Raw genomic sequence first — 25,602 nt, 5'->3', positions numbered from 1 at the left:
GGGTGGGCACACTCCAGGCGCGCCTCGCCGCGTCGTCAATGCTCGACGGGTTCGACCGGCTCGTCGACGATATCGATCGCGGCGCGGTGGATCTTGGCCAGAGCGGTGAGCAGGTGCTCGCGTTCGGTCGCGGTGAGGGATGCCGTGAGGCGCTCTTCGAGAGATCGGCGTTCGGCTCGGATCGGGGTGCGCAGGCGGCGGCCCGCGTCCAGCAACCACAGTCGGACGAGCCTGCTGTCCTTGTCGTCCCGGCGGCGTTCGAGTAGTCCGGCCTCGGCCATGCGGGTGGCCATCTTGACAACGGTGGGCGTGCTGACGTTCAGCGCGGCGGCGAGTTCTCCCGGCGTCCGGCCATCGCGCTCCCACAGCGCCGCCAGCAGGTGATCCTGACCGAGATGCAGTCCGTGCCTGCGCAGGACGCCCTCGACGGCGGCGCGCACGACCTTGTTGGTTCTGCCGTGCAGGTCAAGGAATTCCGGCATCAGGACACCTCGGATGGATTGACGACGTGATCGTTAACCGGCTAACGTTTCTAATCATTAGTCGGCAAACGATATCTCAGGAGAGAGATGATACTGGTCACCGGTGCCACCGGAAACATCGGCAGAGAGCTCGTGCGGCAGTTGCATGCGCAAGGGGCGGCGTTCCGGGCGCTGGTGCGTGATCCGCGCCGCGCGGCGGAATTGCCGCAACCTTCCCACCATGTGGTGGCCGACCTCGACGAACCACCGACGCTGCCGGCGGCGTTCGCGGGCATCGACGCACTCTTCCTGCTGACACCCGGAACAGGCATCGCGCCCGTCCGGCATGCGGTCGAGGCCGCCGCGGCGGCCGGGGTACGCCGGATCGTGCATCTGTCGTCGGCCCACGTCCTGGGCGATCCCATGCCCGCCATGGGCCGGTGGCATCACGAACGCGAGGAACTCGTCCGCGCCTCGGGCATCCCCGCGACGTTCCTGCGCCCCGGCGGGTTCATGACCAACGCGCTGGAGTGGATTCCCACCCTCCGCGAAGGCGGGTATGTGCTCAATCCCGTCGGCCTCGGCAGGCATGCGCCGATCGACCCGGCCGACATCGCCTCCGTCGCGGCGGCCGTCCTGACCGGGGACGGGCACGCGGGCCGGGAGTACACCCTCACCGGCGCGGAGGTTCTCACCGTGCCCGAGCAAGTGCAGATCCTGGCGGGGACGCTCGGCCGCGCGATCGCGGTGCGCGAGGTCGCGACCGCGGAGGAGGCGGTGCGCGCCCGCTTCCCCGGCGGCGCCCCGGATGCTCTGGCGGAGGCGATCGTCGAGTGGTTCGCCGTGATGCGAAAAGACACCGTCGGTCTGCGCACCGACACGGTGCGACAGCTGACCGGACGCCCACCACGCTCGTTCGCGGATTGGTGCTCCCGTAACGCGGAGGCGTTCGGCGTCGGCTGATTGGCGGGATCGCCATGCCCGCCCGTCCGGCCGGAACCCTGCCGCGGCGCGCCGCCCGCACGGTCGAGGCGGCCATGGGGTCACCTCGAGGCATGGACCCGCTCCGGCGGCCGTGGGCGACTACCGTGGTCTGGTCCGGCCGCGCGGCGGGACGGCGGAACCGAAGGGAGATCGAAAGTGGCGAGCGGTAGCACCGACTCGGAGTGGTTGCGGACCCTGCGATCCGATGCGGCCGTGCGGCATCACCTGCTGTGCTTCCCGCCGGGCGGCGGCTCGGCCACGGCATACCGGGATCTGGCCCAGCGGTTCGGCGCGGGCGTCGAGGTCTGCGCGGTCCAGTACCCCGGGCGGCAGGACCGGCTGGGCGACGACCTGATCACCGACCTGCTCGCGCTGGCGGATCGGATCGCGCGGGAGGTGCTCGCGCAGGGCCGCAAGGAGCCGCTGTCGTTGTTCGGGCACAGCATGGGCGCGACCGTGGCCTTCGAGACCGCGCGCGAACTGGAGCGCGCCGGGCAGCCGGTGCGCACCCTGTTCGTGTCCGGCCGTCCCGCACCGACATTCGAGGAGACGAAGCGGCTGCACTTGGCCTCCGACGACGACCTCATCGACGACTTGGTGCTGCTGGCGACCGATCCCGCTCCGCTGGAGATGCTGCGCACCGAGCCCGGCCTCGCCGAACTCGTGCTGCCCGCCGTGCGCGCGGACTACCAAGCGGTCGAGACCTATCGCTACCGGCCGGGAGAGCCGCTGCGCGCCGACATCGCGGCGCTGGTCAGCACCGAGGACCCGACGATGCGACCCGAACAGGCCGATGAATGGCGAGCGCACACCAGCGGCGGATTCGACCGTGCGACATTCCCCGGCGGGCATTTCTATCTGGACGAGCACGGGGCGCAGGTGGCCGACTTCGTCGGCCGCCACCTCGGCGCCTGAGCGCCCGTGGTCAGCGCGGGGCGTGCGCACCGGCCGGAGCGGCCCGTCGGCGCAGCGCCAACGCGTAGCCGATCCAGGACGCCACCACCAGCGCCGCTACCGTCGCCCGCACCAGTCCGAGTGCGTTCTCGGGGTAGATCACGCCGGTGAGATAGTGGTCGATGAATCCGCTCGACGGCAGCCGCTGCTCCCCGGCGCGTTCGCGCGCCCAGTTCTCCAGATGCGTGAGCGGGCAGTCGAAGCCGAACACGATCGTGCTGAATCCCCAGCAGACCGCCAGCAGGTGCAGCCAGATCGTGCGCCCGAAGCGCCACGCGAGGAATCCGCCGACCACCACGTAGGTCACGAAAGCGAAATGCGTGACGGCGGTGGCGTCGGCCAACAGCCGGTACAGCACGCCTCCAGGGTAGCCCCCCGCCGGGCGGCGGAGCCTGCCTCCGCGGCTACCACGGGGAGGGCTGATAGTCCTTGAGGAAGCAGCCGAACAGATCCGTGCCGTTCTCACCCTGCACGATGGGGTCGTAGACCCGCGCGGCGCCGTCCACCAGGTCCAGCGGCGCGTGGAAACCCTCCTCGGCGAGGCGGAGTTTGGTGTAGTGCGGGCGCTCGTCGGTGATCCAGCCGGTGTCGACCGCGGTCATCAGGATGCCGTCCTGCTCGAACATCTCCCTGGCGCTGGTGCGGGTCAGCATGTTCAGCGCCGCCTTGGCCATATTGGTGTGCGGGTGTCCCGGGCCTTTGTACGCGCGGGAGAACTGTCCTTCCATGGCGGAGACGTTCACGACGTACTTGCGGCGCGCCGCGGCGGCGGCCATTGCCGGACGCAGGCGCGAGACCAGGATGAACGGCGCGACCGAGTTGCACAGCTGCACTTCCAGCAGTTCGGTCGGGTCCACTTCCGCGACGGTCTGCACCCAGCTGTTGGTGTGCGCGAGGTCCGGCACCAGGCCGCCCGCGTCGATCGCCACGCCGCGCGCGATCCGTTCCGGGGTCGCCGACCCGGCGACCAAGGCCAGTTCGGCGACGTCGGCGGCGGTCAGCGCCGGGGTGAGCGAGGCGGTCAGCGCGGTGGGGTGCGCCTGCATGGTCTTGCCGAAGCTGACCACCTCCGGCAGCGCGCCCGCGGGCAACGGTCCCGATTCGGCCTCGACCAGGGCGCTGTAGGCGCCGGGGGAGCGGCGCACCGTCTGCGCGGCGTTGTTGATCAGGATGTCCAGCGGGCCCTGGGCGGCGACGTCGTCGGCCAAGGCGACCACCTGGGCCGGGTCGCGCAGATCGATGCCGACGACGCGCAACCGGTGCAACCAGTCGGCGCTGTCGTCCATCGCGGCGAAACGGCGGATGGCGTCGTTGGGGAAACGGGTGGTGATGGTGGTGTGCGCGCCGTCGCGCAGCAATCGCAGCGCGATGTACATGCCGATCTTGGCGCGGCCGCCGGTGAGCAGGGCCCGCCGCCCGGTCAGATCGGTGCGGGCGTCGCGTTTGGTGTGACTGCGCGCCGCGCACTCCGGGCACAACTGGTGGTAGAAGGCGTCGACCCGGGTGTAGCGCTGCTTGCAGATGTAGCAGGGACGCGGGCGGATCAAGGTGCCCGCGCTGGCTCCGCTCGTGCTCGAGCTGATCGGGATGCCCGCGGTCTCGTCATCGATCCGGTTCGGTGAGCCGGTCGCGGTCGCGGCGACCACCTCGCGGTCGGCCGCCGACACCGCCGCGCGCGCCTCGGAGCGGCGCCGCTGCTTGAGTTTCTTGAACATGTGCCCGACCGCACGCTGCACCAGCACCGAGTCGGGATGATCCTTCTCCAACGATCCGGCCTGCTCCAGGACCCGAAGACAGGTCGCGAGGTCCTCGGGGTCAATCATGCTTTCGGCCATCGGGGCTGGGGACATCCTTCATCGAGCTGGGCAGACGACCGGCCCATTGTCGCAAACCCGCCCACCTGGCTGCCCGCGCCCCGGCCGGTACGCCGCGCTCAGTTGCTGCGCGGGGTGATCGCGGCGCGATCGGCGCGCAGATCGTCGACGAAGTTGGCGATCGCCTCCGCGACCAACAAGGGCTCGGTGATCGGCAACCAGTGATCCGCCGGGACGGCGCAGCGCCACAGCTTGTCGACCCAGCGCGCGGAAGCGTCGTAGACGGCGGCCGGGACGAATGGATCGGTGGTGTCGACCAGCAGCTGAACCGGAACCGCTGTCCGCCGCACCCGCGGCTTGCCCAGATGATGCAGCAGATTCGCCTGCGCGATGCGCGCGCCTGCGAGCAGATCGCCGCGCCAGGTGGGCGCGATCCGCGCGGGCAGCGGTGTCACCCCGCCGAGCCGGTCCACGAGCAGGGCGCGCACGCGGGGCGGACAGAGTCTGCGGGCGATCGGACCTGGCGTCAGCGCCCAGCGCGCGCCGTGCACCCACCAGCCGAGGTCGCGCAGCTCACGGCCCGCGTGGGGTGCCAGCGCGCGCAACCACAGACCGAGATGATCGAGGTTGGGACCGGCGATCGCGGTGAACGAGGCGACGCGGGTGTTGGCCCGCTCGTGGCAGACCGCTTCCCACAGCTGCACCGCGCCCCAGCCGTGACCGCACGCGTGCACCGGCCGGTGCGGGCTGGCGGTGTCGATCACCGCGAAGAAGTCCTCCGCCAGCGTGCCGAGGCGATACTGCGACGGTGTGGTGGGAACGGCCGAATCGCCATGGCCGCGTACGTCATAGGTGATGACCCGGAAGCCGTCGGCCAGCAGGGCCGCGACCGTCGACCACACCCGATGGGTGTCGGTCAGGCCGTGCACCAGTACCAGGGGCTCCCCGGCGGCATCACCCCATTCGAAGACGGCGAGTTCGGCGCCGTCGCGGTCGACCGTCCAGGTGCGGTCCGGCCGGGGCGTTTCGGTGGTGTCGAGCAATTCGGTCATGTCGTTACCTCATTCGCTGCCGCTACCGCTCCGATGACACGTCGCCGTCGTGCCCGACGTCGGTGATTCCGATACGGACACTACGAAGGATTGACCCCTGGAGGGAAAGGTGAAACGCCCGAATATGGCGCAGCTCACCGCCGGTGGCGCCGTATGGACGGCGGTGCTTCCGGTCGGCCGCCGGACCGCCCGCCGCCGCGTCCGGCCGGGCCTGGTCACCGGGAGGGGTGAGCGGGCGCGCGCCCCTTGTTGACAACTCGCCAATAGTTCGGGAATCTGGGGCGGAACCGGCGACGGGGCCGGACCGGAGCTAGCAAAGGATCGAGCGATGGCGCGCGCGGCATGGAGTGACGACGAGGTCGAGGCGGTACGAGACCTGGCGAAGACCTTCTTCGAGAAGGAGGTCGTGCCCCATGAGGAGAAATTCGTCGCCCAAGGGCACCCCGACCGCGCGCTGTACAACCGGGCCGGTGAACTCGGCCTGCTGTGCCCGGCGATTCCCGCCGAATACGGCGGTGGCGGCGGCACCTTCGCGCACGAGGCCGCGATCATCGAGGAGCAGGCCCGCGCCGGGGACGGATCGATGGGCATCCCCGTGCACAGCTCGATCATCGCGCCGTACCTGTACGAGTTCGGCTCCGAAGAGCTCAAGCGGCGCGTGCTGCCCAAGGCCGCGAGCGGTGAGATCGTGCTGTCCATCGGCATGACCGAGCCGGGCACCGGGTCGGACCTGCAGAACATCAAGACCCGCGCGGTACGGGAGGGCGACGAGTACGTCATCACCGGCTCGAAGATCTTCATCACCAACGGCTGGCTCTGCGATGGCATCATCATCGCCGCCAAGACCGACCCGACCAAGGGCGCGGCCGGTGTCTCGCTGATCTTCGCCGAAGTCGGCGACGACACCCCCGGCTTCAAGCGCGGGCGCATCCTGAACAAGATCGGCGGCAAGGCCCAGGACACCGCCGAATTGTTCTTCGACGGCCTGCGGGTGCCCGCGTCCAACCTGCTCGGCGCCGCCGAGGGCCAGGGCTTCTATCAGATGATGCAGATGCTCGCGCAGGAGCGCTTGGTCACCGCCATCATCGCGGTCGCGATGATGGAGAAGGCGGTGCAGCTCACCGTCGACTACACCAAGGGCCGCGAAGCGTTCGGCAAACCGCTGTTCGCGATGCAGAACACCAAGTTCGAACTCGCCGAGTGCGCGACCATCACCAAGGTCTCGCGCACCTTCCTCGACGACTGCATCGGCAAACACCTGCGCGGCGAACTCGATATTCCCAGCGCTGCCATGTCGAAGTACTGGCTGACCGATCAGCTCGGTATCGTGGTTGACCGCTGCCTGCAACTGTTCGGCGGCTACGGCTACATGACGGAGTATCCGATTTCCCAGCTCTACACCGGCGCCCGCGTCCTGCGCATCCTCGCGGGCAGCAACGAGGTGATGAAGGATCTCATTGCCCGGTCTCTCTGACACCAGGAGTGCGGCCGCGGACGGTGGCGCCGACCCGGCGCTACCGCGCCGCCGCAGACTCGAACCCGACGAGCGGCGCGCGCAGATTCTCGCCTGCGCGATCGAGATGTTCGGTGAGCGCCCCTACGCGGCCGTCTCCACCGCCGAACTGGCGCAGCGCGCAGGCGTCGCGCGCGGTCTGATCAACCACTATTTCGGCAACAAGCGCGACCTCTACCTCGCGGTGGTCCGGCGCATGGTGACCTTGCCCAAACTCGACAACATGGTGGTGCCCACCGGCAGCTGGCGGGAGCGAGTCGACGCCAGTGTGCGCTGGCTGCTGGACACCATCGCCGAGCACGGCAGCACCTGGGTGAAGGTGACCAGCCACGAGGGCGTCGGCGACGATCCGGAAGTGCAGCAGATCCTCGATGCCGCCGACGACGCGGCGGCCGAGCGCCTGCTGCTGATGGTCGGCCTCGCCGATTCGGCGCACGACGCCGAACTGCGCGCGATGGTGCGCGCCTACGGTGGGCTGGTCAAGGTCGCGGGCCGGGAATGGATCACCCGCGGCACGCTCACCCGCGCGCAGGTGCACGAACTGTTGTGCGACATGTTGCTGACGCTGGTCACCGAATCGCTGCCCAAGGTCGACCGCAGTCAGTGACCCCGAGCCGGCAAATCCTCGGCCCCGCCGCGCCACCGCGGGGTAGCCCGCCCGGTCGACGTCGTCTTATCCGCCACGAATCTTCCTCGGAAGGTTGCGGTCAGGCCGGTGGCCGGTCGACCAGCATGGCCCCGGCTAATACATTCGCGCGAGTTGCGGCACCATGGTTATTACGGCCCGATCACAAAGATTGGTCACTTCGAATCAACTTTTCCCCGCGCGCACCCTATTCTGTGTCGGTATATCGGGGCGGGTCCGGGCAGTCCGAGGTTCCTGCGCGGTGTGTTGGTGTGGAGAGGGACCTGAATGACACGGGCAGAACGGCGTGATACCGATCGCTGGCCGCAAGCGCAGCCTGCGGATCGCTGGCCGGAGCCGGAGCCCGACGACCACTGGGCGGACGACGAGGACGAGCGCTGGCCCGAACAGCCGCCGAGCCGCCGCAGGACCGGGCGACTACGGGTGGAGATCCCGCCGATCGTCAATCCGTACGCGATCGTCGCGCTGGTGGCGGCGCTGCTGGGACTGTTCCCGGTCGCCATCGTGTTCGGCTTCATCGCCTTCAGCCATCCGCGCGGCCGGGTCATGGCGATGTTCGCGCTGCTGCTCGGCGTCGCCGAGATCACCGCGGTGGCCGGGTTCGTCCTGCTGTCCGGCAATTGGTTGCCCGGCGTGATGAACCGCCAGGCCGTGATCGCGCCGACGCCCGTCGCGTCGGTTCCCACGACCGTCGAGCGTCCCGTGGTGACGACCACGACGGCCGCGCCGAGCCCTGCCGTGACCACCCCCTCGACACCGACGGGACCGGTCACGAAAGGTTCGTCCTGCACCGAGGCGCAGCTGGGGCAGATCGGCAACGCCGCCGACGGCGGCACCATGATCTGTCTGAGCACCTCCGGTGGCTACCAGTGGGCCGGTCCGCACGTCGTCGCGACCGCCGTGCAGCAGGCCGGTTCGAAGTGCGACGCCTCGGGCGCGAAGACCGGGCGCACCGCCGACGGCCGAGCCCTGGTGTGCGAGGTCAGCGGCCGCAGCGGCACCTGGGTGCTGTGGACCGAATAGCGCGCGCTATTCGGTCTTCCTGGCGCGGCTCGGCTGCACCCTGGGCGGTTCGTTGGGCATCTTCGGGTATTGCGGGGGCCACGGCGCGTCCATGAGACCGGCCGCCATATCCCGTTCGGACATCTCCAGCAGCGGTGCGATGGACTGGGGCGCCCGGTCGGCCCACGGGTCGCCCGATGCGGCGTAGCGCGCCGGGACGGTCGCGATGGTCAGCTCGTCGGGCACCACCGAATCCAGATCCGCCCAGCTGATCGGCGTGGACACCTGCGCGCCGACTTTCGGCCGCACGCACCAGGCGCCGAAAACGGTCTTGTGCGGCGCGTTCTGATTGAAATCGATGAAGACCCGGTTGCCGCGTTCTTCCTTCCACCACTGCGCGGTGATGTCATCCGGATACCGGCGCTCCAATTCGCGCGCCAGCGCCACCGCGGCGGCCCGCACCTGATAACCGTCCCATTTCGGTTCCAGCGCCGAATAGAGATGCAATCCGCGCGAGCCGGAGGTCTTGACCCAGGATTCGATGCCGAGTTCGGCGAGCAGATCCCTGGCGCGAATCGCGGCGTGGCGGAGATCGGCGAAGGTGATCCCCGGCGACGGATCGAGGTCGATGCGCAGTTCGTCGGAGATCTCCAGGTTGTCGGCGCGATTGGGCCAGACGTGGAATCCGAGGCACCCTTGGTTCACCGCCCACAGGATGTGGGCGAGATCGTGCGCGACGAGAGCGTCGCTGGTGGTGCCGTTCGGTGTGGTGACCTCCACGGTGTGCAGCCAGTCCGGCGCGGATTTCGGCACCCGTTTCTGGAACCAGGACTTGCCCGATGCCCCGTCCGGATACCGCTCCAGCAGCAGGGGTCGTCCGCCCACCACGTTCAGGAACGGTTCGGCGACGGCCTGGTAATAACGCACCAGGTCGAGTTTCGTCTCGCCGCGCTTGGTGAAATAGATCTTGCCCGGATTGCTGATCGTGACGGTGCGGCCGTCGGTCTCGATGTCGACGGACTCGGTCATCGCGCCGCGCCTTCGCCGAACAGCGTGCTCAATTCCGCTGGCGCGACCTCGTCCAGCTGCGCGTAGGTGCACGACTGCGGCGTCCGGTCGTTGCGGAAGCGCACCAGCCTGCCGCCGTGGCGCAGCCGTCCCGACTGCACGTGCTCGTAACGCACCTCGGCGACCAGCTCCGGGCGCAGCGCCTCCCAGGACAGGTCCTTGCCGCCGGTCCAGCGGCTGACGCCGCCGGGCATCTTGCCCTCCGCCGCCGCCTGCGCCGCGGCATCCGCCCAATCCCGCCAGGGATGGTCGGCGAGCGCGTTCTCCCGCAGCGGCGCGAGCTCCTCGACCAACTCCTTGCGCCGGGCCGCGGTGAAACTGCTGGCCACGCCGACGTGGTGCAAGCGGCCCTCGTCGTCGTAGAGTCCGAGCAGCAGCGAGCCGACCCCGGCCCCGTCCTTGTGCCAGCGGAAACCCGCCACCACGCAGTCGGCGGTGCGCTCGTGCTTGACCTTGAGCATGACCCGCTTGTCCTGGAGATAGGCCAGGTCGTCGGATTTGACCATCACCCCGTCGAACCCGGCGCCTTCGAAACGGGTGAACCAGTCCTCGGCCACGTCGGGATCGTGGGTGAGCGGAGTCAGGTGCACGCGCGCGAGCGCGGTGTCCAGGATCGTCTCCAGCAGCCTCCTGCGTTCGACGAACGGCTCCCCGGTCAGATCCTTGTCGCCGAGGGCGAGCAGATCGAAGGCCACGAAACTGGCCGGCGTCTCCGCGGCCAGCTTGGCGACCCGCGACGCGGCCGGATGCAGGCGGTTCTGCAAGGTGTCGAAATCCAGACCCTGTTCGGTGACCACGACGATCTCGCCGTCCACCACGCAGCGGTCGGGCAGCGCCTGCTTCAGCAACTCGGCGACCTCGGGAAAATACCTGGTCAGCGGCCGATCGTTGCGCGAGCCGAGCTCCACTTCGCCGCCGTCGCGGAACACGATGCAGCGGAAGCCGTCCCATTTGGGTTCGTAACTCAGACCGGGCTCGCGGGGCACCGCGGACACGGATTTGGCCAGCATCGGCCGCACTGGTGGCAGCACCGGTAGATCCACGCGATCCTCCTCGGGGTCGATCCTCACCCATACCGACGGAGCGCACGGACCGAACTCATCGGTCTGCGGACTCGACTCGATCGTAGGCGGCCGCCCCGACAGGTTCGTGGACTTCGCCGGTCAGTTCTCCAGCCAGCCGTGCTGGTCGGCGAACGCGGTGAGCCGGTCGCGGATGGTGAGGATCTCGCCCGCCGTGAGCGCGGGGCTCGCGTCCAGGAGCAGCTCGGTGATCAGGCGTTTGTGCTCGGCGACGGTGAGCTGTCCCGAACCCGGCTTGTCCTTCCCCTTGTGCCGCGCCGGGGGCGCCGACGACCCGCCGACCGCACTCAGATTCACCGCCTTGGGGCCGCGATCCCCTTCGGTCACCTCGAACTCGAACACCCGTCCCTGCCGCAACTCGTCCTCGTCCAGGCCGATGTCGTTGACGTGGACGAACACATCGGGTCCACCGTCCTCCGGCCGAATGAATCCGAATCCCCGAGAGCTGTCGAACGACACCAATTTCCCGATGGACACCAACACCCGCTCCTCGTCGCCGTCGCTACTGGGCAACTTTAACGCGCCTTTTCGCCGTCGTCGGAGGAAAGCGCCTTTTGCAACGAATTGAAAACGGTCAGTCCCTGACCGACCATTCCGTTCACCAGTTCGCTCACTCCGTCCGGTCCGTTCAGCACGGTGAGATTCGCGTTCGCCAGCCCGTTCGAGGCCTGCCGCACGATTTCCGGCAGTTGTTCGATCAACAACTGATCCAGCGCGATCCGGTTGTTCGAGGCCGCCGCCTCGGCCTGGATGCGGGTGCGGTCGGCCTCCGCCTCGGCCAGGATGCGCACCCGATCCGCTTCCGCCTGAGCCGGTTTGACGACCTCGGCCTGCAACTGCTGCTCGCGCAGTTCGGCCTCCTTGCGCGCCTGCTCGGCCTGGGCGGTGAGCACCTCCTGCAGCGCCATCGCCTCGGCGAGCGGGCCTGCCTGCGCCGCCTCCGCGTTGGCCTTGTCGATGTCGCGCTGATATTGCGCGCGCAGGATCGCCGTCTCGCGCTGATATTCCGCCTGCCTGCGCTGGGATTCCTGCTCGGCCTGCGCCGCCGCCTGCGCGGCCTGCGACTGCGCGATCTGCGCGTCGCGCTGGACGGCGGCATTGTGCGGCGCGGCGAGCGCGGCGATATAGCCGAGGTTGCCGTCGTCGATGGACTGGATCTGGAAGGAATCCACCCACAGGCCGATATTGCTCATCTCGACCTTCGACGCGACGAGCACTTCGTCGGCCAGTTTCTGGCGCTCCCGGATGATCTCCTCGACCGTCATCGAGCCGACGATCGAACGCAGGTGCCCGGAGAAGATGCGCCCGGTCAGCACCGACATCTCCCGCTCCTGCTCGGAGAGGAACCGCTGGGCGGCGTTCACGATGGACTGGGTGTCGTTGGCGACCTTGAACGCGATCACCGCGCGGACGTCGAGCTGGATCGCCTGCTTGGTGACGCAGCGCTCTTTGATTTCGGATTCGAACATCGCCAGCGACAGGTAGCGGACTTTGCGGAACAGCGGAACGACCCAGGCGCCGCGTCCGATGACGACTTTGAACGGCGCGTTGTCACGGCTCTTGCCGCCGCTGACCAGCATCGCCTCGTCCGGGTCCGGTACGTGGTAACCCAGCACGTCTGTCTCCCTTGCTCGCTCAGGTTTCTGCTGCCGGGTCCGGGGTGAGCGGAATCCACGGGACGACGTCGACGACGCGCCCCGGATGGACCGCGATGACGAGCACGGCCGCACCGGCCGGAATCGGCTCGGTGGACTGTGCGATGTACAGCTCGGTTCCCCCGCGAATCGCGACCAGGACCTCGCCCAGCGTCCCGGCACCTCGGATCGGCGATGTGAGCGTACCCGTCAAACCCACCACCGGGTCGGTCATCGCGTGATCTCCTTCTTCCGGTCACCGGACCGTCACCCTACGTCTCCCGCAGCGCCTTTGGGCGCCGGAGCGGCGCGACGGTGCGGAAAAACGCCGCGGGCGGCGCGGGTATGTTTCTTGCATGGGAGGTCGGCTGGCGCTGGTGGTGGGGTCGGAATGCGCGGCGCTGGGAGAATTGGGTTTCACCGAGGAGCTCGCCAACGGCCTGTACGGAAGCCTGACCGAGGCGGGCGGCTGGCGGCCCGCGATCGATCTGGACGGCCCGGTGCTCAATCCCACTGCCGCGCAACTGTTCGCGGCCGTCGACGCGGCCTTCGCGGCGGCGGCGCAGCGGCAGGCCACCCTGCTGCTGGGCTTCATCGGGCACGGTGTGGCGACGAGTGCGGAGGACTTCTACCTGCTCGGCCACGATTCGCCGGGTGATCCCAACTCGCACAACGCCTTTCACCTGACCCAGGAGATCCGCGAACGGCTCGACCGGGCCGCGCTGGACGGGCTGGTGCTGCTCGTCGACGCCTGCGAGGCCGGTCAGGGTGTGCAGGGCGCCGCGCGCCGGTGGACCGATCTGCTGGCGCAGTCGGGCGGAAGGATGGAATTGCTGGTCGCCTCGGGCGACGGGCCCGCGTACTCGGGTTGCTTCACCAGGACCATGCTCGCCACCTTCGACCTGGGCCTGCCGCTGCGCGGGGAGAACCTGCTGCCCTCGGACCTGGTCGATCCGATCGCCGTGCAGTGCACCCACCAACAGCCGCAACATCTGTCGTTCAGCTCCGGCGCGGTGTCCACGGCACAGGGCGTCGACCCCGGACTGTGGCTGGTGCCGAACACCGCGCGCCACCGCGACGCGGTGAGCGGGCGCTCCGCCGCCGGATTCGTCGACCAGCTCACCCGGCGCCTGCTGCTGACGCCCGACGTGCGCGAGCGTCTCGACGCGATCGTCGACGCCGGCAGCCACCGGCTGCGGGCGGTGCTCGGCCCGGCGGGCGTGGGCAAGTCGACGCTGCTGGCGATGCTGATCCGGCCCAGCCTGGTCGACGGGCTCGCCGTCACCCCCGACTACATCACCGCCGCGGTGTTCCTGACGGTGAACAGTTCGGTGGAGTCCGTGGCGGCGGAGCTGGCCGCGCAACTCGACGCGCGCCTGCCCGGCTTCCGGGAGGCGGCGCGCGCGGCCAGGGCGCACCGGCCCAGGGACGAGTTCGACATCTTCGACATCCTGGTCCGCCGCCCGTTGGCTCGGCTGTCCACCGCGGGCCGCCGGGTCACCCTGGTGTTCGACGGACTGAACCAGCCGCAGGAGGGAACCAGGCGGTTGCTGGTGGCCGCGATCTCCGATCTGACCCGCCGCGAGGATCTCCGGCACGTGCGCGTGATCGTCGGCATCCGGCCCGGCACCGGCGTCGAGGACGATCCGGGGCTGGCGCACATGTACCGGATCGATGTCGCCGAACCGGCGGCCGACGACATCGCCGCCGTGGTGGACTCCGCGCGCGGAACGGCGCCGCTGGGCCCGGTGGACTGGATCGGCTGGATTCAGCGGTTGCTGGCGGAGGCCCCCACGGACGCGAGCGGGTCGCGGGTGGTGGCAGGCGGCTGGCTGGTCGCGAACATGCTGCTCGAGGTCGCTTCGGGACTGACCGACGGCGCGGTCGCCGCCGGGATCGGCCTCGACCGGGTCATCGCGCTGCGGGTGGAGACGGCATTGCGCGGGCTCGATCCCGAAACCGCCGATGACACAGTGACTTTGCTCGGTGTGCTGGTCGCGGCGGGGGTGGGTCCGGTGCTGCCGCTGGAGCTCTTGGACGCGGCACTGTCGTCGCTCGGGGTGGACCTGAGCGCCGCCAGGATCCGCGACATCGCCGTGAATCTCGGCACCCTGGTCACCCGCAGTCATCCCGGCACCGTTCGCGAGTCGCTCGGCGTGACCCACGGTGCGTTCCTGCCCGCGGTGGAGGCGGAATGCCGTCGCCTCGGCGTGCGCATCGCGGACGCGCACCGCGCCCTGGTCGCGGCGATCCAAGCCGACGACAGCGACCGGGCCGCCGACTACGCGCGCGGCGCGGTCGTACGGCACTGCCTGGCCTACGGCGATTCCGCATTGGCCATCGGCTTCCTGGAGAAGCTGGAAACCGGCAGATCGGCCGACGACCGCGACCTGTGGGCCGCTTGGGCGCCGGATTTCGCCGAGCGGCTGGGGCCGGACCATCCCGACACCTTCACCACGCGGGAGCGGTGGGCCTATCACCGCGCCGAGAGCGGCGATCTGGTCGGCGCCGTCGCCGATTTCGAGCAGTTGCTCGCCGACCGGCTGCGGGTGTTCGGCCCCGACGATCCGGCCACCTTGGACACCCGCGACAGGCTGGCCAGCTACCGCGCGCGCTGCGGTGACTACGCGGGCGCGGGAGCGGAGTTCGAACACCTGCTCACCGACCAGCTGCGCCTGCTCGGGCCCGACCATCCCGAAACCCTGCGCACCAGGAACAATCTGGCGTCCAATCGCGGCGACGTCGGCGACTTCGCCGGGGCGATCACGCGGTTCCAGCAGCTGCGCGCCGACCGTGCCCGCGTGCTCGGCGCCGACCATCCGGACACGTTGCGCACCCGCAACAGCCTGGCGTACTGGCGCGCGGGCAGCGGCGATCTCGCGGGCGCACGGGCCGAGTTCGAGCAGCTGGTGGCGGACTACCTGCGCGTCTTCGGCGCCGACCATCCCAATACGCTCGGCGCGCGCAACAATCTCGCGGCATTCCGCGCGCGCAGTGGCGATCTGGCCGGAGCGGGCGCCGAGTTCGCCCGCCTGCTCGACGATCGACTACGGGTGCTCGGCCCAGACCACCCCGACACGCTGCTGACCCGCGGCAAACTGGCCACCTACCGCGCCGACAGCGGCGACCTCGACGGCGCGATCACCGACCTGGAGAAACTGCTCGCCGACCGGCTGCGGGTACTCGGCCCGGATCATCCCGACACCTTCGACACGCGCAACGAACTCGCGGGCTGCCGCGCCAGGCACGGCGACCTGACCCGCGCGGTCGCGGAACTCGAAGTGCTGCTGGTCGCGGAACTCCGCGCCCTCGGCCCCAATCACGCCGCCACCATCCGGACCCAGAACACCCTGGCGTACTGGCGAGACCGATCCGGGACCGACCGTCCGGCCGCACCGGGCGTAACGCGGTGCGGTCAGGAACGGTAGAGCGAGCGGTAGACGGTGAGCATCGCGAGGCAGTGCTCGATGATCTGCTCCCTGGTGGCGCGCAGCGAACCGTTCAGCCACGCCGAGAACATGCCCGCGTTCCCGCTGGCCATGGTCACGGCCGCCAGCCTGCGCTTGACCGGGTCGTCGATGTGCGCGAACAGATGGTCCTGCATGATCCGGGTGAAGACCGGCATCACCGCGAAGGTGGTCTGTCCCAGTCCGGTGCTGGAGTACGGCTCGACCAGGAACAGCCGCGACTTGCGCGGGTCGGCGAGCACCTTGTCCACCAGGATCTCCGACAGCGCGCGGTCGCGGGACGGGTCGTCGGTGGCGGCGAAGGCCGTCATCGGTTCCAGGAATTCCTCGGCGACCTGACGGTAGAGCACGTCCAGCAACTCGTCGCGGCTGGCGAAGCTCTCGTAGAAATAGCGGTCGGTGAGATTGGCCTTGCGGCACACCGCGCGCATGGTGACCCCGCTGGCGCCGGACTCGCCGATCAGATCGAGCGCCGCCTCCAACAGCGCCGCCCGCCGCGTCTCCCTGCGCTCGGTGAGCGTCGTCCCACCCCAGATCCGTGGGCCCCCGTCGTCTGCGTCCTGACCTGTCTGCACGGCCCAACGATAGTGCCTGCGGGCGCGCCCCGGCGCCGCCGCTCACCCGCCCCGCCCTCCCGTGGCTGTCCGAATCGGATGCCACCCGCGCGGCGAGACCTCGCGCCCGTGGGGGATCAGCCGCGTTCCAGCGGCAGTCCCGCATCGCGCCAGCCGACCACCCCGCCGGCCAGGCTGACGGCGTCGTAGCCCGCGCGCCGGGCCCGCGCGGCGAACCGCACCGACAGCTCGCCGACGGGGCAGACGAAGACGACGGGGCGTGAGCGCGGGAACGGGATGCCGTGGCCGAACATGTCGTCGAGCTGGTCGTCGCGGATGTTCAACGCGCCGGGCACGTGCCCGATCCGGTAGGCCATGGCGCCGCGGCTGTCCACGATGGTCGGGCGCCCGGTCCGGTCCAGCTCGGCCAGCTGCTCGGGCGAAAGGCGCGGCACCGCCGCCAGCTCATCGGCGGTGGGCTCCGCTTCGCGTTCGGCGCGGCCGAACCATTCCGGCCTGCGTTTCTTGAAGTACGACAGGTACGGTTCGAGCCGATCGCAGACGATGAACACCGCCACGACCGGATCGTTCGGATCGGTCGCCGACGGATCGAGCGCGCCGAGCGTCCGCAGCGCGGCCGCGTAGCTCGCGCCGCTGGTCGGCCCGGCCAGGACGCCGTAGCCGCTCGCCAGGCGCAGCGTCGCGTCGACGGCCTCGCCCGCCGCCACGGTGACGATCCGGTCGTAGAATTCCGGCTGGAACAGCCCGACATCCCACATCTCGCTCTCCGACCGGATGCCGGGAATGAAGTCCGACCGCTCCGAAACCACCGCGACCGTACGCAACTCGGGATGGTGCTTGCGCAGGTAGGTGGCGGTGCCCCTGGTGGAACCGGTGGTGCCGAGGCCGCCGATCAGATAGTCGATCCTGGTGATGCCGTCGGCCGCGAGGTCGTCGTGGATCTCCCGCCCGGTGCCGTGGTGGTGGGCCTCGATGTTCTTCTCGTTGGTGTACTGCGACAGATGCCGGTACGCGCCGGGCCGCTGGGCCATGGTCGCCTCGATCACCGAGTAGACGTCGTTCGGCGTGGTCGGGTCCGGGCACTCGGACAGGCCGGGCAGCTCCACGATCTCGGTGCCGAACAGCTCCAGCAGATCACGCACCTCGCCCACCTTGATCCGGTTGGTCACCGCGCGCAGGTCGATCCCGTACATCGCGCCGAGCACGCGCAGCGCTTTGGCCGTGTTCCCGCTGGACGCCTCGATGAGCGTGCGCCCCTCGGCGCGGATCTGCTCCAGGTCGTCGCGGAGCATCGCCCAGGCCACCCGGTCCTTGACCGAACCGAACGGGTTGTGCGACTCGAGTTTGGCGTAGAGCTCGACATTCGCCAGCCCGTGCACCGCTGGGTCGAGCCGCAGCAGCGGCGTGTTGCCGATGAGTTCGGTGATGTGGTCGTATCGCATCAGGGGGCCTCGACGGTTCGGACCGGACCGGTGGCAGTGCTGGCGGCGTGTGGCGCGCTGTGCGGCGGCCGAGACGACTCGGCGGAGAAGCCGGGTTCGTAGTCGGCGTCGGGCACGACGCGGAACCCGCCGGACCCACGGGTGACCGCGAGTTTCGGGGGCAGGGGATGCATGGAGGCCGTCGCGGCGGACAAGTCCATGTGGTAGGCGGCGGTATTCGGGAACACCACCGCGTCGCCCGGCCTGGGCTCGGCGGGCAGCCACACCTTGTGATTGGTGATCAGATCGCGCTCCAGGCAGAGCCTTCCGGCGAAGAAGACGCCGACCGGGCCCGTGCCGCGGTCGTCCGCGGTCGCGCCCGCGCCGGGCAGGAGGATCGGATCGACCATGACCTCTTGATCGGCGGGTGTCACCGCATCGCGGCTGAGGTCGACGTGCACCAGCACGCTGCCGTCGGCGACCTCCTTGACGAATTCGACCGTGGCCACGGTGATCCCCGCGTGGTCGACCAGAGCCTTGCCCGGCTCCAGCCACATCCGCAGCAGGTTGTCACCCGCCACCTGCGCCACCGTGCGCCCGCCGTGCCGCTCCAGCGGAGCGTCGAGCAGGTCGGCGAGCATCCGGTCGGCGGGAACGGTGTTGGCGTACTTGTGGAACACCGGTGTGCCGTGCACCGCCCCGCCCGCGACGTGGTAGCCGAAAGTATTGCTGCCCCAGGTCATCGGCTCCCCGCGGCCGAGCAGCCATTCGCGCAGCGCGAGCACGTAGGCGTCGAACCGTTCGGCGTCGGCGGTGAACACCTGCCGGAACCCGCCGCCGATGTCGAGCACCGAAGGCGTGAGCCCGTGCTCGTAGGCGCGCTCGATCAGGCCGAGGCAGGCGTCGATCGCCCGGACGCGCTCGCCGAGGTCCCCGGAGTCCAGGTGGAAGGCGAACCCTAGGAAAGCGACTCGCCCGCGCCGTGCCGACAACAGATCGAAGGCCCGCTCGGCGTGCGCGAGCGGCATCCCGAACCTGCTCACCTGCCCGGTGTCGAAACCGGAGATCCGCAGCAGCACAGGAACTTCCGCTCGCTCGGCGGCCAGTTCCGCGATGCGGCCGAGCTCCCAGAGGTTGTCCACGTTGATCGTGACACCGCGGCCGACGAGGTCGCGCAGGAAGGCTTCCCCCTTCGGCCCGGTGACCTCGATGCGCGCCGGATCGAACCCGGCGGCGATGGCGCTGGACAGCTCGTGCGGTGAGGCGACGTCGATGGCGATGCCTTCGCGTTCGGCGGTGCGGACGAAGGCGCGGGACTGGTTCACCTTGTGCGCGTAGCAGACTCGATACCCGGGAGCGCTTCGCTCCAGCACGGTGCGCAGGCGCAGCAGATTCTCCGCATAGACCTGCGGGAACACCAGATGCGCCGGGGATCCGAATCGCGTCAGCGTCTGCGTCACGCTGCCGGGAGCGTCGAGAAAGGCACGGACGATCGGATGGAGCTTCGCGGGCAGCGTCGGCGTCCACGGCGTCATACGGCGGCTTCCGACGGTTCGGTGGCCGACGCGCGCGGCACGTCGGCGGGGCGCTGCGCGACCGGGTTGTAGCCGCCGTCCCGGATCGCCTCGAACGCGCGGGCCCGATTGCGCGGACTGCGGAACTCGGCCACCACCCGTTTGCTGTCCAGGTCGATCTCCGCCACGCGGATGTCCATCGACTCCAGCACTCCTCCGATCGTGCGGACGCAGTGCTTGCAGGTCATATCGGGCACGTAGAAGACCTGGTCCTCGGCGGTGGCGGCGCGGTCGGCGGTCGCCTCGTCGAGTTCGGCGCTCACCTCCGCGACCGCACAATGGCCCGCGATCTCGATGAACGTCGCGACGAATCGGTCCACCAGCGGGGGGAGGATGCTGACATGCCCGCTGTCGAGCTGATGCGGCATGGCCGCCAGGCAGGCCGGATGGCCGCCCTCCGGCAACAAGGCGTACTGGCGGGAGATCAGGTCCAGGTCGTCGTGATACTTGGCGATCGCCTCGGCCGCCGTGAGACCTTCGACCGTGGTGGCGCGCCGCATCACGGCGTGCGCGTCGGCGATCGTGGCGTCCTTCATCGCGCGCAGGGTCGCCACCGTCTCCGCCGAATAGCGAACGGTGCCGTCGGGCTGCGCGACGAGCGTCACCGGGATCATGCCCCGCCGATACGTCGAGGCCTGCAATTCCCAGAACCAGCGCGTGGCCACCGCGGCGAAGATCCCGGAGACGCGAAGCCCTTCGGCGAATTCGGCGGCATCGCGGTAGGGGGTCTGCGCCGCCAGCAGCGCGTGCTGGGCCAGGACGCGCCCGGCCGCCTCGATGCCGACCCGGAAGATGTCGCGCGGATCGTGGTCGGTGGTCGTGCCCGCCAGCACGGCGTGCTCGTCCGTGCCGAGCGCGGCCACCCGCGCGGCGAAATCGGCGTCGTCGTCCAGCCGGCGCCACAGCGCCAGGACGGTCTCGCGCGTCGCGATCGGCACCGAAGGGCCGAGACCATCGGCGCGGAAGTGCCCGGTATTCGGGATGCCCGCGCTGTCGGTCCACGCGATCCGATGGGTCGCGCTGGTCACCTGGTCCGCGCGGCACGGCCGCATGAACCGCTCCAGATACAGCCGCTGGGAGTAGGTGAGATGGCTGCCCGGCTCGAGACCCAGTGGGGTACAGGTGAATTCGAATCGCCGATGTCGAGGGGACGGAGCCGGTCCGTTGCACAACCCTGCCTGCGCCAGGCCGGTCAGCACCCTGGACGCGGCCCTCCGGTCGTAGCGGGGGATGTCGTTACTCACGTGACCTCCTCGGCGATGGTTCGCACGCACGCGACGAATCGGTCGATCTCGTCGGGCGTGTTGTAGATGTGCGTGCTGACCCGCACCGAGCCCGCGCCGAGGGTGTCGGCGGGGACGCAATGCGCGCCGGTGCGCACCAGGAAACCGAACTCGCTCAGGACGAAACCCGCGTCGGCGGCCGAGATCCCCTCCAGGGTGAAGGAGACGATGCCATAGCCGACCTCGCAGGTCGCGTGCGCGGGGCCGGGCAGGAACTCCAGGCCGGGAATCGGCCGCAGCCCATCGATCAGGCGCAGAGTCAGGGCACGGTTGTGCGCGGCGACGGCGTCGAGGCCGATCGATTCCAGCACCTCCAGCGCACTGCCCAAGGCGAGGATGCCCGGGATGTCGGGTGTGCCGCCTTCCAGCAGCGCCGGCATCGCACCCGGCCGCAGGCCGTCCGGTTCCAGCGTCACACCGGAATTTCCGCCGGGCAGGAACGGCGTCAACCGGTCGTGCACGCGCCGGTGGCAGTACAGAATCCCGGTGCCGGGCGCGCCGAACATCTTGTGCGCGGCGAAGATCGCGAAATCCGCGCCGAGGGCGGTGACGTCGACCGGAAGATGGCCCCCGCTCTGCGAGCAGTCGAAGCACAGCAGGATGGCCGGGTCGATCCGGCCGCGCAATTCCTCCAGAGTGCTCAGACCGCCGTAGACATGATGCAGGTGCCCGGTGGTGATCAGCCGGGTGCGCGGGGTGATCTTGGCGAGGATGTCGTCGGTGTCCGCCTCACCGGCGGCGGTCACCCGGTAGGGAATCAGGTGGACGCGGCGTCCGAACCGGGCGAGCAGCCCGCGCAGGTGCTGCCACGGAAACACGTTCGACGCGTGATCGCTCGCGTTGTAGAGGATCTCGTCGCCGTCGGCGAGCGCGGTCAGGCCCCACGACAGCGCGACGGCGTTGACCGCGGCGGTGGCGCCCGCGGTGAAGACCACCTCGTCCGGATGCTCGGCGCCGATGAACGCGGCGGCGCGTTCGCGGACGCGGGCGATCCGCGCGGTCAGACCGGTGGCCCATGGGTAGGTGCCGCGGCCTGCGTTGGCGGTGCCGTTGCTGTGGTAGCGCTGGATGGTCTCGATCACCGGCAGCGGCTTCTGTGTGGTGGCCGCGCTGTCCAAGTAGACCTCGGCGGCGTCGGCGAGCGCCGGGAACAGCGACCGCACCGCGGTGGGCGCGAATGCCGGCGCTTCCGGCGGCCGTGCGGCGTCCTCCGTTCGCGTCACCGGCGATCTCGGGGTGGGGGACCGCACCGTGACGCTCCCTTCACACCGGTAACTCGGACGTCACCCACGATACGCAATTTCGGTACGGGCTTCGAAGTTTTGTCGTGGACAACGGCTTTCACGACTAGCCTGGACCGCATGCCTCTGACCGTGCAAGAGCGTCAAGAGTTCCTCGCGCAGCCGCATGTCGCGGCGTTCTCGGTGGTCGCGGGCGCCGGTCGCGGCCCCCTCACCGTCCCGATCTGGTATCAGTACAGCCCCGGTGGCGAGGCCTGGATCCTGACCGGTCCGCAGTCGCAGAAAATGCGCTACCTCCGGGAGACGGGGCGGTTCGGTCTGATGGTGCAGCAGGTGGAGCCCACTGTCCGGTACGTGAGCGTGGAAGGCCCGGTCACCCGGACCACTCCGATGACCGACGAGATGCACCGGGAGATGGCCGAGCGGTACCTACCGGCCGCATCGGTGGACGCCTACCTGAAGACGGCCGAGGCCTACGGCGAGCAGGTCGCGGTCTTCCTGCGGCCGGAGCACTGGCTCTCGGCCGACCTGGGCAACGTCAGCGAACTCTAGTACCTGCCCTGCAGGTACTCCACGAGGTGCTCGCGCTCGTCCGCCAATTCCGAGATCGCGCTCTTGACCACGTCGCCGATGCTCACGATGCCGACCAGCCTGCCGTCCTGCACCACGGGAAGGTGCCGGATGCGGTGGTCGGTCATCGTGCGGCGCAGGCCGTCGACCCGGTCGTCGGGCGCGCAGGTGCGCACCACCGAGGTCATGATCGCCAAGACCGGCGTGTCCAGCAGGTCCGCGCCCCACGCGTGCAGACTGCGCACCACGTCGCGTTCGGAGACGATGCCCGCGATCGTGTTGCCGTCGGGGGAGACGACGACCGCGCCGATGTTCCGTTCGGCCAGGGTGGCCAGCAGTGCGCGTACCGTCGTATCGGGCGCGACCGTGGCCACGTCGCTGCCTTTCCTGCGCAGGATCTCCGAAATTCGCATATTTCACCATCCAGACGTCGCGGCACTACCAGGATCGCAAGTTCCCGGCGCGGTGACCAGCACGAATCCGTTACAGGCCACGATCGGGTCACGGTGCGGACGTCACAGGCGGCGGGCGACGCTGCGATCCAGATCCCGGGCCAGCAGCGCGATCGCCGCCTGTGAGATACCCGCCGAGGTCGCCAGGTCGATCGAGGTGAGCTGGGCGATGCGGCGCAGGCGGTAGTCGACGGTGTTCGGGTGCACGTAGAGCTGGCGCGCGGTGAGCTGCCGGTTCATGTCGTTGCCGAGATAGGCGCGCAACGTGTCGAACAGCTCGGGATGGGCGTCGAGCGGGTCGAGAATGGTCGCGATCCGCCGGGTGGCCGGGCCGCTGCGGGTGAGCTGGTACTCCACCGCCAGATCCGACATCTGGTAGAGGCCCGGCGGCCGGACGCCGACGCGCACGAGATTCAGCAGCTCGTGCGCCTGATCCGCCGACTCGGGGATCTGCTCGGTGCCGGTCGGCACGACGGTCGCGGTGAGCGGGACCTCCGCGGCGGCGGCCAGCAGCTCGAGCGTGGCCGCCGTGAGGACGGCCTCGGCCTCGTCGTCCGAGGGAATGAGCAGCGTGCCACCCTTGGCGCTGAGCAGCGCGAGCGCGCGGGAGGCGAACACGGTGGCCAGCTCGGACTGTAGCCTGCGCAGCTTGCGGCGTGCGGCGACGTTCCCGTCGACGCGCGGATCGCGCTCGTCCGGATGCTCCGGGATCGACAGGGCCACAACCTGATACGACTCCGCGATCGGAATGCCCGTCTGCCGGGCCAGCGCCGAGCTGCCGCGACCGCTCAGCAAGGCGGAGGCGAGTGTCTGCGCCGCCGTCTGGTGCTCCTTGGCGACCAGGTGCTGCTCGTCGACGTAGGCGTCCGACACCGCGGCGCTGATCGCCTCGAGCAGTTCGAGCAGCAGATCGGCGGCGACCAGCACCTCGTCGACGTCGTCGGCCTCGGCGGGCGCGGTGACCAGGCCGAAGGCCATGCGCAATCCTTCGTGGTAGGCGCGCAGGATGGTGCTCAGCGGCACGCCTTCCCGCGCCCAGCGAGCCGCGGCCGAGCGCACCGGGCCGAGTTGCTCCTCGTCCGGCACGGTGCGCCGGTCGAACATCTCGGCGGCGAGGTTCAGGCAGCTGCGCGTGAGTTTCGTGACGTCTCCGCGCAATTGCTCCCCGGGCAGGGTGCGGCACGGGGCCATGACGTTCTCGAAATAGCCGACCATCTGCGAGGCCACGCTCTCGGTGTTCTGCAAAGGCACCGACGCCGGCTGTCCACCGATTTCCAGCACCGGGTCGGACGAGTCGGCGGACAGATCCAACGCGGAGTAGGTCATGACGAGTTCGCTCCCCAATGCCACGCCGGGCGTGCGAGAAATCGCGCCCGGGTCGATCGATCACTATACGAAAGGGGCGAATGCACCGGGAGTGATCTGTGAGATCGCTTGGGAAAGCGCCGCGTTCCGTAGTGACGCGAATGCCGGACTATTCGTCGTCCAGCCCGGCTGACAGATACGCGGCGGCCGCCAGCCACTGCCTGCACTGCGGGCCGTGCACCTCGTGCGCGTACAGGATGTCGCGGGCCTGCCGATAGGTGAGGCCGCGGGGCTCCACGCTGCAATCGGTCACGGCCAGTTCGGGTGCGGAGTACGGGCGCGAGGGCTCGGCGCCCGCGCCATCGATGACGGCAACCAGAGGGGAAGTTCGAAATGGCTCGATCATTCGACTACCCCTCGCGTCCGACGTGCGGCGGGGAGGCCGGTGTGCAGGTGGCGCAGGCTCGAACTCCCTGCGTACCTCCCCGATTTCGGGTTCGAGTCTATTCCTCCGTCTCTTGCAAATGCAAGTACATCTGCACGATCGGTCGGAGAAAAAGCGAGCGGCGGCCGCCGGTGCGAGACCGGCGACCGCCGCTGTGCCGCTTGCGGTTTGGTGTCCAGGGGCCTTACGGCTTGCGCGCGACCGCGCCGTAGGCGGAGATCGGCCGGGACTCGCCCACCTCCGTCTCGCCCGCGCGCCACTGCGTGATGGACACGAAGCCCGGATCGACCAGCTCCAGGCCGTCGAAGACAGCCTTGATCTGAGCCTGCGGACGGGGGACATAGGGAGTGCCGCCGGTGCCGGTGTAGTTCTCGCACAGCGTGACATACGCCTTGCTGTCGTCGGTGCCGTCCCACATCACCAGGTAGCTGCCCGACGGAACGGAATCCAGCACGGTGTGCACGATGCGCAGCAGATCGTCGTAGGTCTTGGCATGGCCGAGCACGCCCATGAACATCACGGCGATGGGCTCGTTGAAGTTCAGGACGTGCTTGGCGTCGGCGATGATCCGCTCGGGATCGTGGTAGTCGGCGTCGATGTAGGTGGTGACGCCCTCCGGTGTGGTGGAGGTGAGCAGCGCCCGCGCGTGCGTGAGCACCAGCGGATCGTTGTCCACGTACACGATCCGGGACTCGGGCGCGACGCTCTGGGCTACCTCGTGGGTGTTCTGCATGGTGGGCAGACCCGTCCCGATATCGAGGAACTGGCGGATGCCCTGCTCGCCGGCGAGGTAGCGGACGGCGCGGATGAGGAACTGGCGCGACTGCACCGCCATGGTGGTGATGTCCGGATCCACCTCGATCCCGGCGTCGCCTGCGATGCGGTCGATTTCGTAATAGTCCTTGCCGCCCATCCAGTAGTTCCAGATCCGCGCGGAGTGGGGGATGTCGGTTCGGATGAGGGGGCTGTGGTCTTCGGGCATGAGGGTTGTACTCCTAGGCGAACGGGTCGGCGACGCTGCCGTGCCGGTGGGTGCGTGGGGTCGTCGCGAATGACTGG

Annotated in this window: 25 protein-coding genes; 7 read left to right on the top strand and 18 right to left on the bottom strand. The window is 69.5% G+C overall.

What is annotated here, in order from left to right; all coding sequences use genetic code 11:
* Positions 1 to 35: 35 nt before the first annotated feature.
* On the bottom strand, positions 36 to 482 hold the full coding sequence (locus tag NB3_RS09185; protein ID WP_067799470.1) for a MarR family winged helix-turn-helix transcriptional regulator: 447 nt from the start codon (positions 480 to 482) through the stop codon (positions 36 to 38).
* Between the two features lie 87 nt (positions 483 to 569).
* Between NB3_RS09185 and NB3_RS09180 the strand changes: the two genes are divergently transcribed.
* Positions 570 to 1,424, top strand: coding sequence for an NAD(P)H-binding protein (locus NB3_RS09180; RefSeq protein ID WP_067799468.1), 855 nt, complete (start codon positions 570 to 572; stop codon positions 1,422 to 1,424).
* Between the two features lie 177 nt (positions 1,425 to 1,601).
* Positions 1,602 to 2,360 (top strand): thioesterase II family protein, encoded by a 759-nt coding sequence (locus NB3_RS09175; protein WP_084486027.1) that lies wholly within the window; start codon positions 1,602 to 1,604, stop codon positions 2,358 to 2,360.
* A gap of 10 nt (positions 2,361 to 2,370) precedes the next feature.
* Here NB3_RS09175 and NB3_RS09170 read toward each other — a convergent pair whose 3' ends face one another.
* The 3 genes from NB3_RS09170 to NB3_RS09160 all read right to left on the bottom strand — a co-directional run bounded on the left by NB3_RS09170 (position 2,371) and on the right by NB3_RS09160 (position 5,265).
* On the bottom strand, positions 2,371 to 2,757 hold the full coding sequence (locus NB3_RS09170; RefSeq protein WP_067799465.1) for a DUF2784 domain-containing protein: 387 nt from the start codon (positions 2,755 to 2,757) through the stop codon (positions 2,371 to 2,373).
* 46 nt (positions 2,758 to 2,803) lie between these two features.
* Positions 2,804 to 4,234 (bottom strand): SDR family NAD(P)-dependent oxidoreductase, encoded by a 1,431-nt coding sequence (locus NB3_RS09165; RefSeq protein ID WP_067799458.1) that lies wholly within the window; start codon positions 4,232 to 4,234, stop codon positions 2,804 to 2,806.
* A 98-nt stretch (positions 4,235 to 4,332) separates the two neighbouring features.
* The gene (locus tag NB3_RS09160) at positions 4,333 to 5,265 is read right to left on the bottom strand and encodes an alpha/beta fold hydrolase (RefSeq protein ID WP_067799456.1); all 933 of its coding nucleotides are present in this window, start codon (positions 5,263 to 5,265) and stop codon (positions 4,333 to 4,335) included.
* 328 nt (positions 5,266 to 5,593) lie between these two features.
* On the opposite strand from NB3_RS09160, the gene NB3_RS09155 reads away from it, so the two are divergent.
* From NB3_RS09155 to NB3_RS09145, 3 genes are all read left to right on the top strand, one after another.
* Positions 5,594 to 6,739 carry an acyl-CoA dehydrogenase family protein gene (locus tag NB3_RS09155; RefSeq protein ID WP_067799453.1) on the top strand — a complete coding sequence of 382 codons (1,146 nt, stop codon included), beginning with the start codon at positions 5,594 to 5,596 and terminating at the stop codon, positions 6,737 to 6,739.
* Entirely contained in the window at positions 6,723 to 7,385 is a 663-nt protein-coding gene (locus NB3_RS09150; RefSeq protein ID WP_067799451.1) for a TetR/AcrR family transcriptional regulator, read from the top strand. The genes NB3_RS09155 and NB3_RS09150 overlap by 17 nt, the downstream gene beginning before the upstream one ends.
* Positions 7,386 to 7,691: 306 nt before the next feature.
* Positions 7,692 to 8,447 (top strand): DUF4190 domain-containing protein, encoded by a 756-nt coding sequence (locus NB3_RS09145; RefSeq protein WP_067799448.1) that lies wholly within the window; start codon positions 7,692 to 7,694, stop codon positions 8,445 to 8,447.
* Between the two features lie 6 nt (positions 8,448 to 8,453).
* Here the strand turns inward: NB3_RS09145 and ligD are convergent, their stop codons facing one another.
* The 5 genes from ligD to NB3_RS09120 all read right to left on the bottom strand — a co-directional run bounded on the left by ligD (position 8,454) and on the right by NB3_RS09120 (position 12,445).
* Positions 8,454 to 9,455, bottom strand: a complete 1,002-nt coding sequence (gene ligD / locus NB3_RS09140) for a non-homologous end-joining DNA ligase (protein WP_067799445.1) — start codon at positions 9,453 to 9,455, stop codon at positions 8,454 to 8,456.
* Positions 9,452 to 10,537 carry an ATP-dependent DNA ligase gene (locus tag NB3_RS09135; RefSeq protein ID WP_174553178.1) on the bottom strand — a complete coding sequence of 362 codons (1,086 nt, stop codon included), beginning with the start codon at positions 10,535 to 10,537 and terminating at the stop codon, positions 9,452 to 9,454. Before NB3_RS09135 ends, ligD begins: the two co-directional genes overlap by 4 nt.
* 120 nt (positions 10,538 to 10,657) lie before the next feature.
* Positions 10,658 to 11,089 (bottom strand): cold-shock protein, encoded by a 432-nt coding sequence (locus NB3_RS09130; protein ID WP_228828040.1) that lies wholly within the window; start codon positions 11,087 to 11,089, stop codon positions 10,658 to 10,660.
* 2 nt (positions 11,090 to 11,091) lie between these two features.
* Positions 11,092 to 12,192 carry an SPFH domain-containing protein gene (locus NB3_RS09125; RefSeq protein WP_067799442.1) on the bottom strand — a complete coding sequence of 367 codons (1,101 nt, stop codon included), beginning with the start codon at positions 12,190 to 12,192 and terminating at the stop codon, positions 11,092 to 11,094.
* A gap of 19 nt (positions 12,193 to 12,211) precedes the next feature.
* Positions 12,212 to 12,445 (bottom strand): NfeD C-terminal domain-containing protein, encoded by a 234-nt coding sequence (locus tag NB3_RS09120; RefSeq protein WP_067799437.1) that lies wholly within the window; start codon positions 12,443 to 12,445, stop codon positions 12,212 to 12,214.
* A gap of 121 nt (positions 12,446 to 12,566) precedes the next feature.
* Between NB3_RS09120 and NB3_RS09115 the strand changes: the two genes are divergently transcribed.
* Complete coding sequence (locus NB3_RS09115) at positions 12,567 to 15,638, top strand: tetratricopeptide repeat protein (RefSeq protein WP_067799436.1); 3,072 nt, start codon at positions 12,567 to 12,569, stop codon at positions 15,636 to 15,638.
* Here the strand turns inward: NB3_RS09115 and NB3_RS09110 are convergent.
* The 5 genes from NB3_RS09110 to NB3_RS09090 form a co-directional block, all read right to left on the bottom strand.
* Positions 15,626 to 16,252, bottom strand: a complete 627-nt coding sequence (locus NB3_RS09110) for a TetR/AcrR family transcriptional regulator (RefSeq protein ID WP_067799435.1) — start codon at positions 16,250 to 16,252, stop codon at positions 15,626 to 15,628. The two genes, NB3_RS09115 and NB3_RS09110, sit on opposite strands and share 13 nt — an antisense overlap.
* Positions 16,253 to 16,368: 116 nt before the next feature.
* On the bottom strand, positions 16,369 to 17,694 hold the full coding sequence (locus NB3_RS09105; protein ID WP_067799433.1) for a pyridoxal-phosphate dependent enzyme: 1,326 nt from the start codon (positions 17,692 to 17,694) through the stop codon (positions 16,369 to 16,371).
* Entirely contained in the window at positions 17,694 to 19,208 is a 1,515-nt protein-coding gene (locus NB3_RS09100; protein WP_084486025.1) for a type III PLP-dependent enzyme domain-containing protein, read from the bottom strand. The genes NB3_RS09105 and NB3_RS09100 overlap by 1 nt, the downstream gene beginning before the upstream one ends.
* Positions 19,205 to 20,491, bottom strand: a complete 1,287-nt coding sequence (locus NB3_RS09095; protein ID WP_067799430.1) for a heavy-metal-associated domain-containing protein — start codon at positions 20,489 to 20,491, stop codon at positions 19,205 to 19,207. The genes NB3_RS09100 and NB3_RS09095 overlap by 4 nt, the downstream gene beginning before the upstream one ends.
* Complete coding sequence (locus tag NB3_RS09090) at positions 20,488 to 21,753, bottom strand: aminotransferase class V-fold PLP-dependent enzyme (protein ID WP_244891818.1); 1,266 nt, start codon at positions 21,751 to 21,753, stop codon at positions 20,488 to 20,490. Before NB3_RS09090 ends, NB3_RS09095 begins: the two co-directional genes overlap by 4 nt.
* A 138-nt stretch (positions 21,754 to 21,891) precedes the next feature.
* Between NB3_RS09090 and NB3_RS09085 the strand changes: the two genes are divergently transcribed.
* Positions 21,892 to 22,323, top strand: coding sequence for a pyridoxamine 5'-phosphate oxidase family protein (locus NB3_RS09085; protein WP_067799426.1), 432 nt, complete (start codon positions 21,892 to 21,894; stop codon positions 22,321 to 22,323).
* Here the strand turns inward: NB3_RS09085 and NB3_RS09080 are convergent.
* The 4 genes from NB3_RS09080 to NB3_RS09065 form a co-directional block, all read right to left on the bottom strand.
* Positions 22,320 to 22,754, bottom strand: a complete 435-nt coding sequence (locus NB3_RS09080) for a CBS domain-containing protein (RefSeq protein WP_067799425.1) — start codon at positions 22,752 to 22,754, stop codon at positions 22,320 to 22,322. The two genes, NB3_RS09085 and NB3_RS09080, sit on opposite strands and share 4 nt — an antisense overlap.
* A gap of 102 nt (positions 22,755 to 22,856) precedes the next feature.
* Complete coding sequence (locus NB3_RS09075; RefSeq protein WP_084486051.1) at positions 22,857 to 24,119, bottom strand: PucR family transcriptional regulator; 1,263 nt, start codon at positions 24,117 to 24,119, stop codon at positions 22,857 to 22,859.
* Between the two features lie 148 nt (positions 24,120 to 24,267).
* Complete coding sequence (locus tag NB3_RS09070; protein WP_067799421.1) at positions 24,268 to 24,504, bottom strand: hypothetical protein; 237 nt, start codon at positions 24,502 to 24,504, stop codon at positions 24,268 to 24,270.
* A 223-nt stretch (positions 24,505 to 24,727) separates the two neighbouring features.
* Positions 24,728 to 25,525: an SAM-dependent methyltransferase gene (locus tag NB3_RS09065; protein ID WP_067799418.1), complete on the bottom strand. Its 798-nt coding sequence runs from the start codon at positions 25,523 to 25,525 to the stop codon at positions 24,728 to 24,730.
* Between the last annotated feature and the right edge of the window lie 77 nt (positions 25,526 to 25,602).

This window comes from Nocardia beijingensis NBRC 16342 (genome assembly GCF_001612785.1).
Taxonomy (GTDB): Bacteria; Actinomycetota; Actinomycetes; order Mycobacteriales; family Mycobacteriaceae; genus Nocardia; species Nocardia beijingensis.
This window is presented reverse-complemented; position numbering and strand designations above follow the sequence as displayed.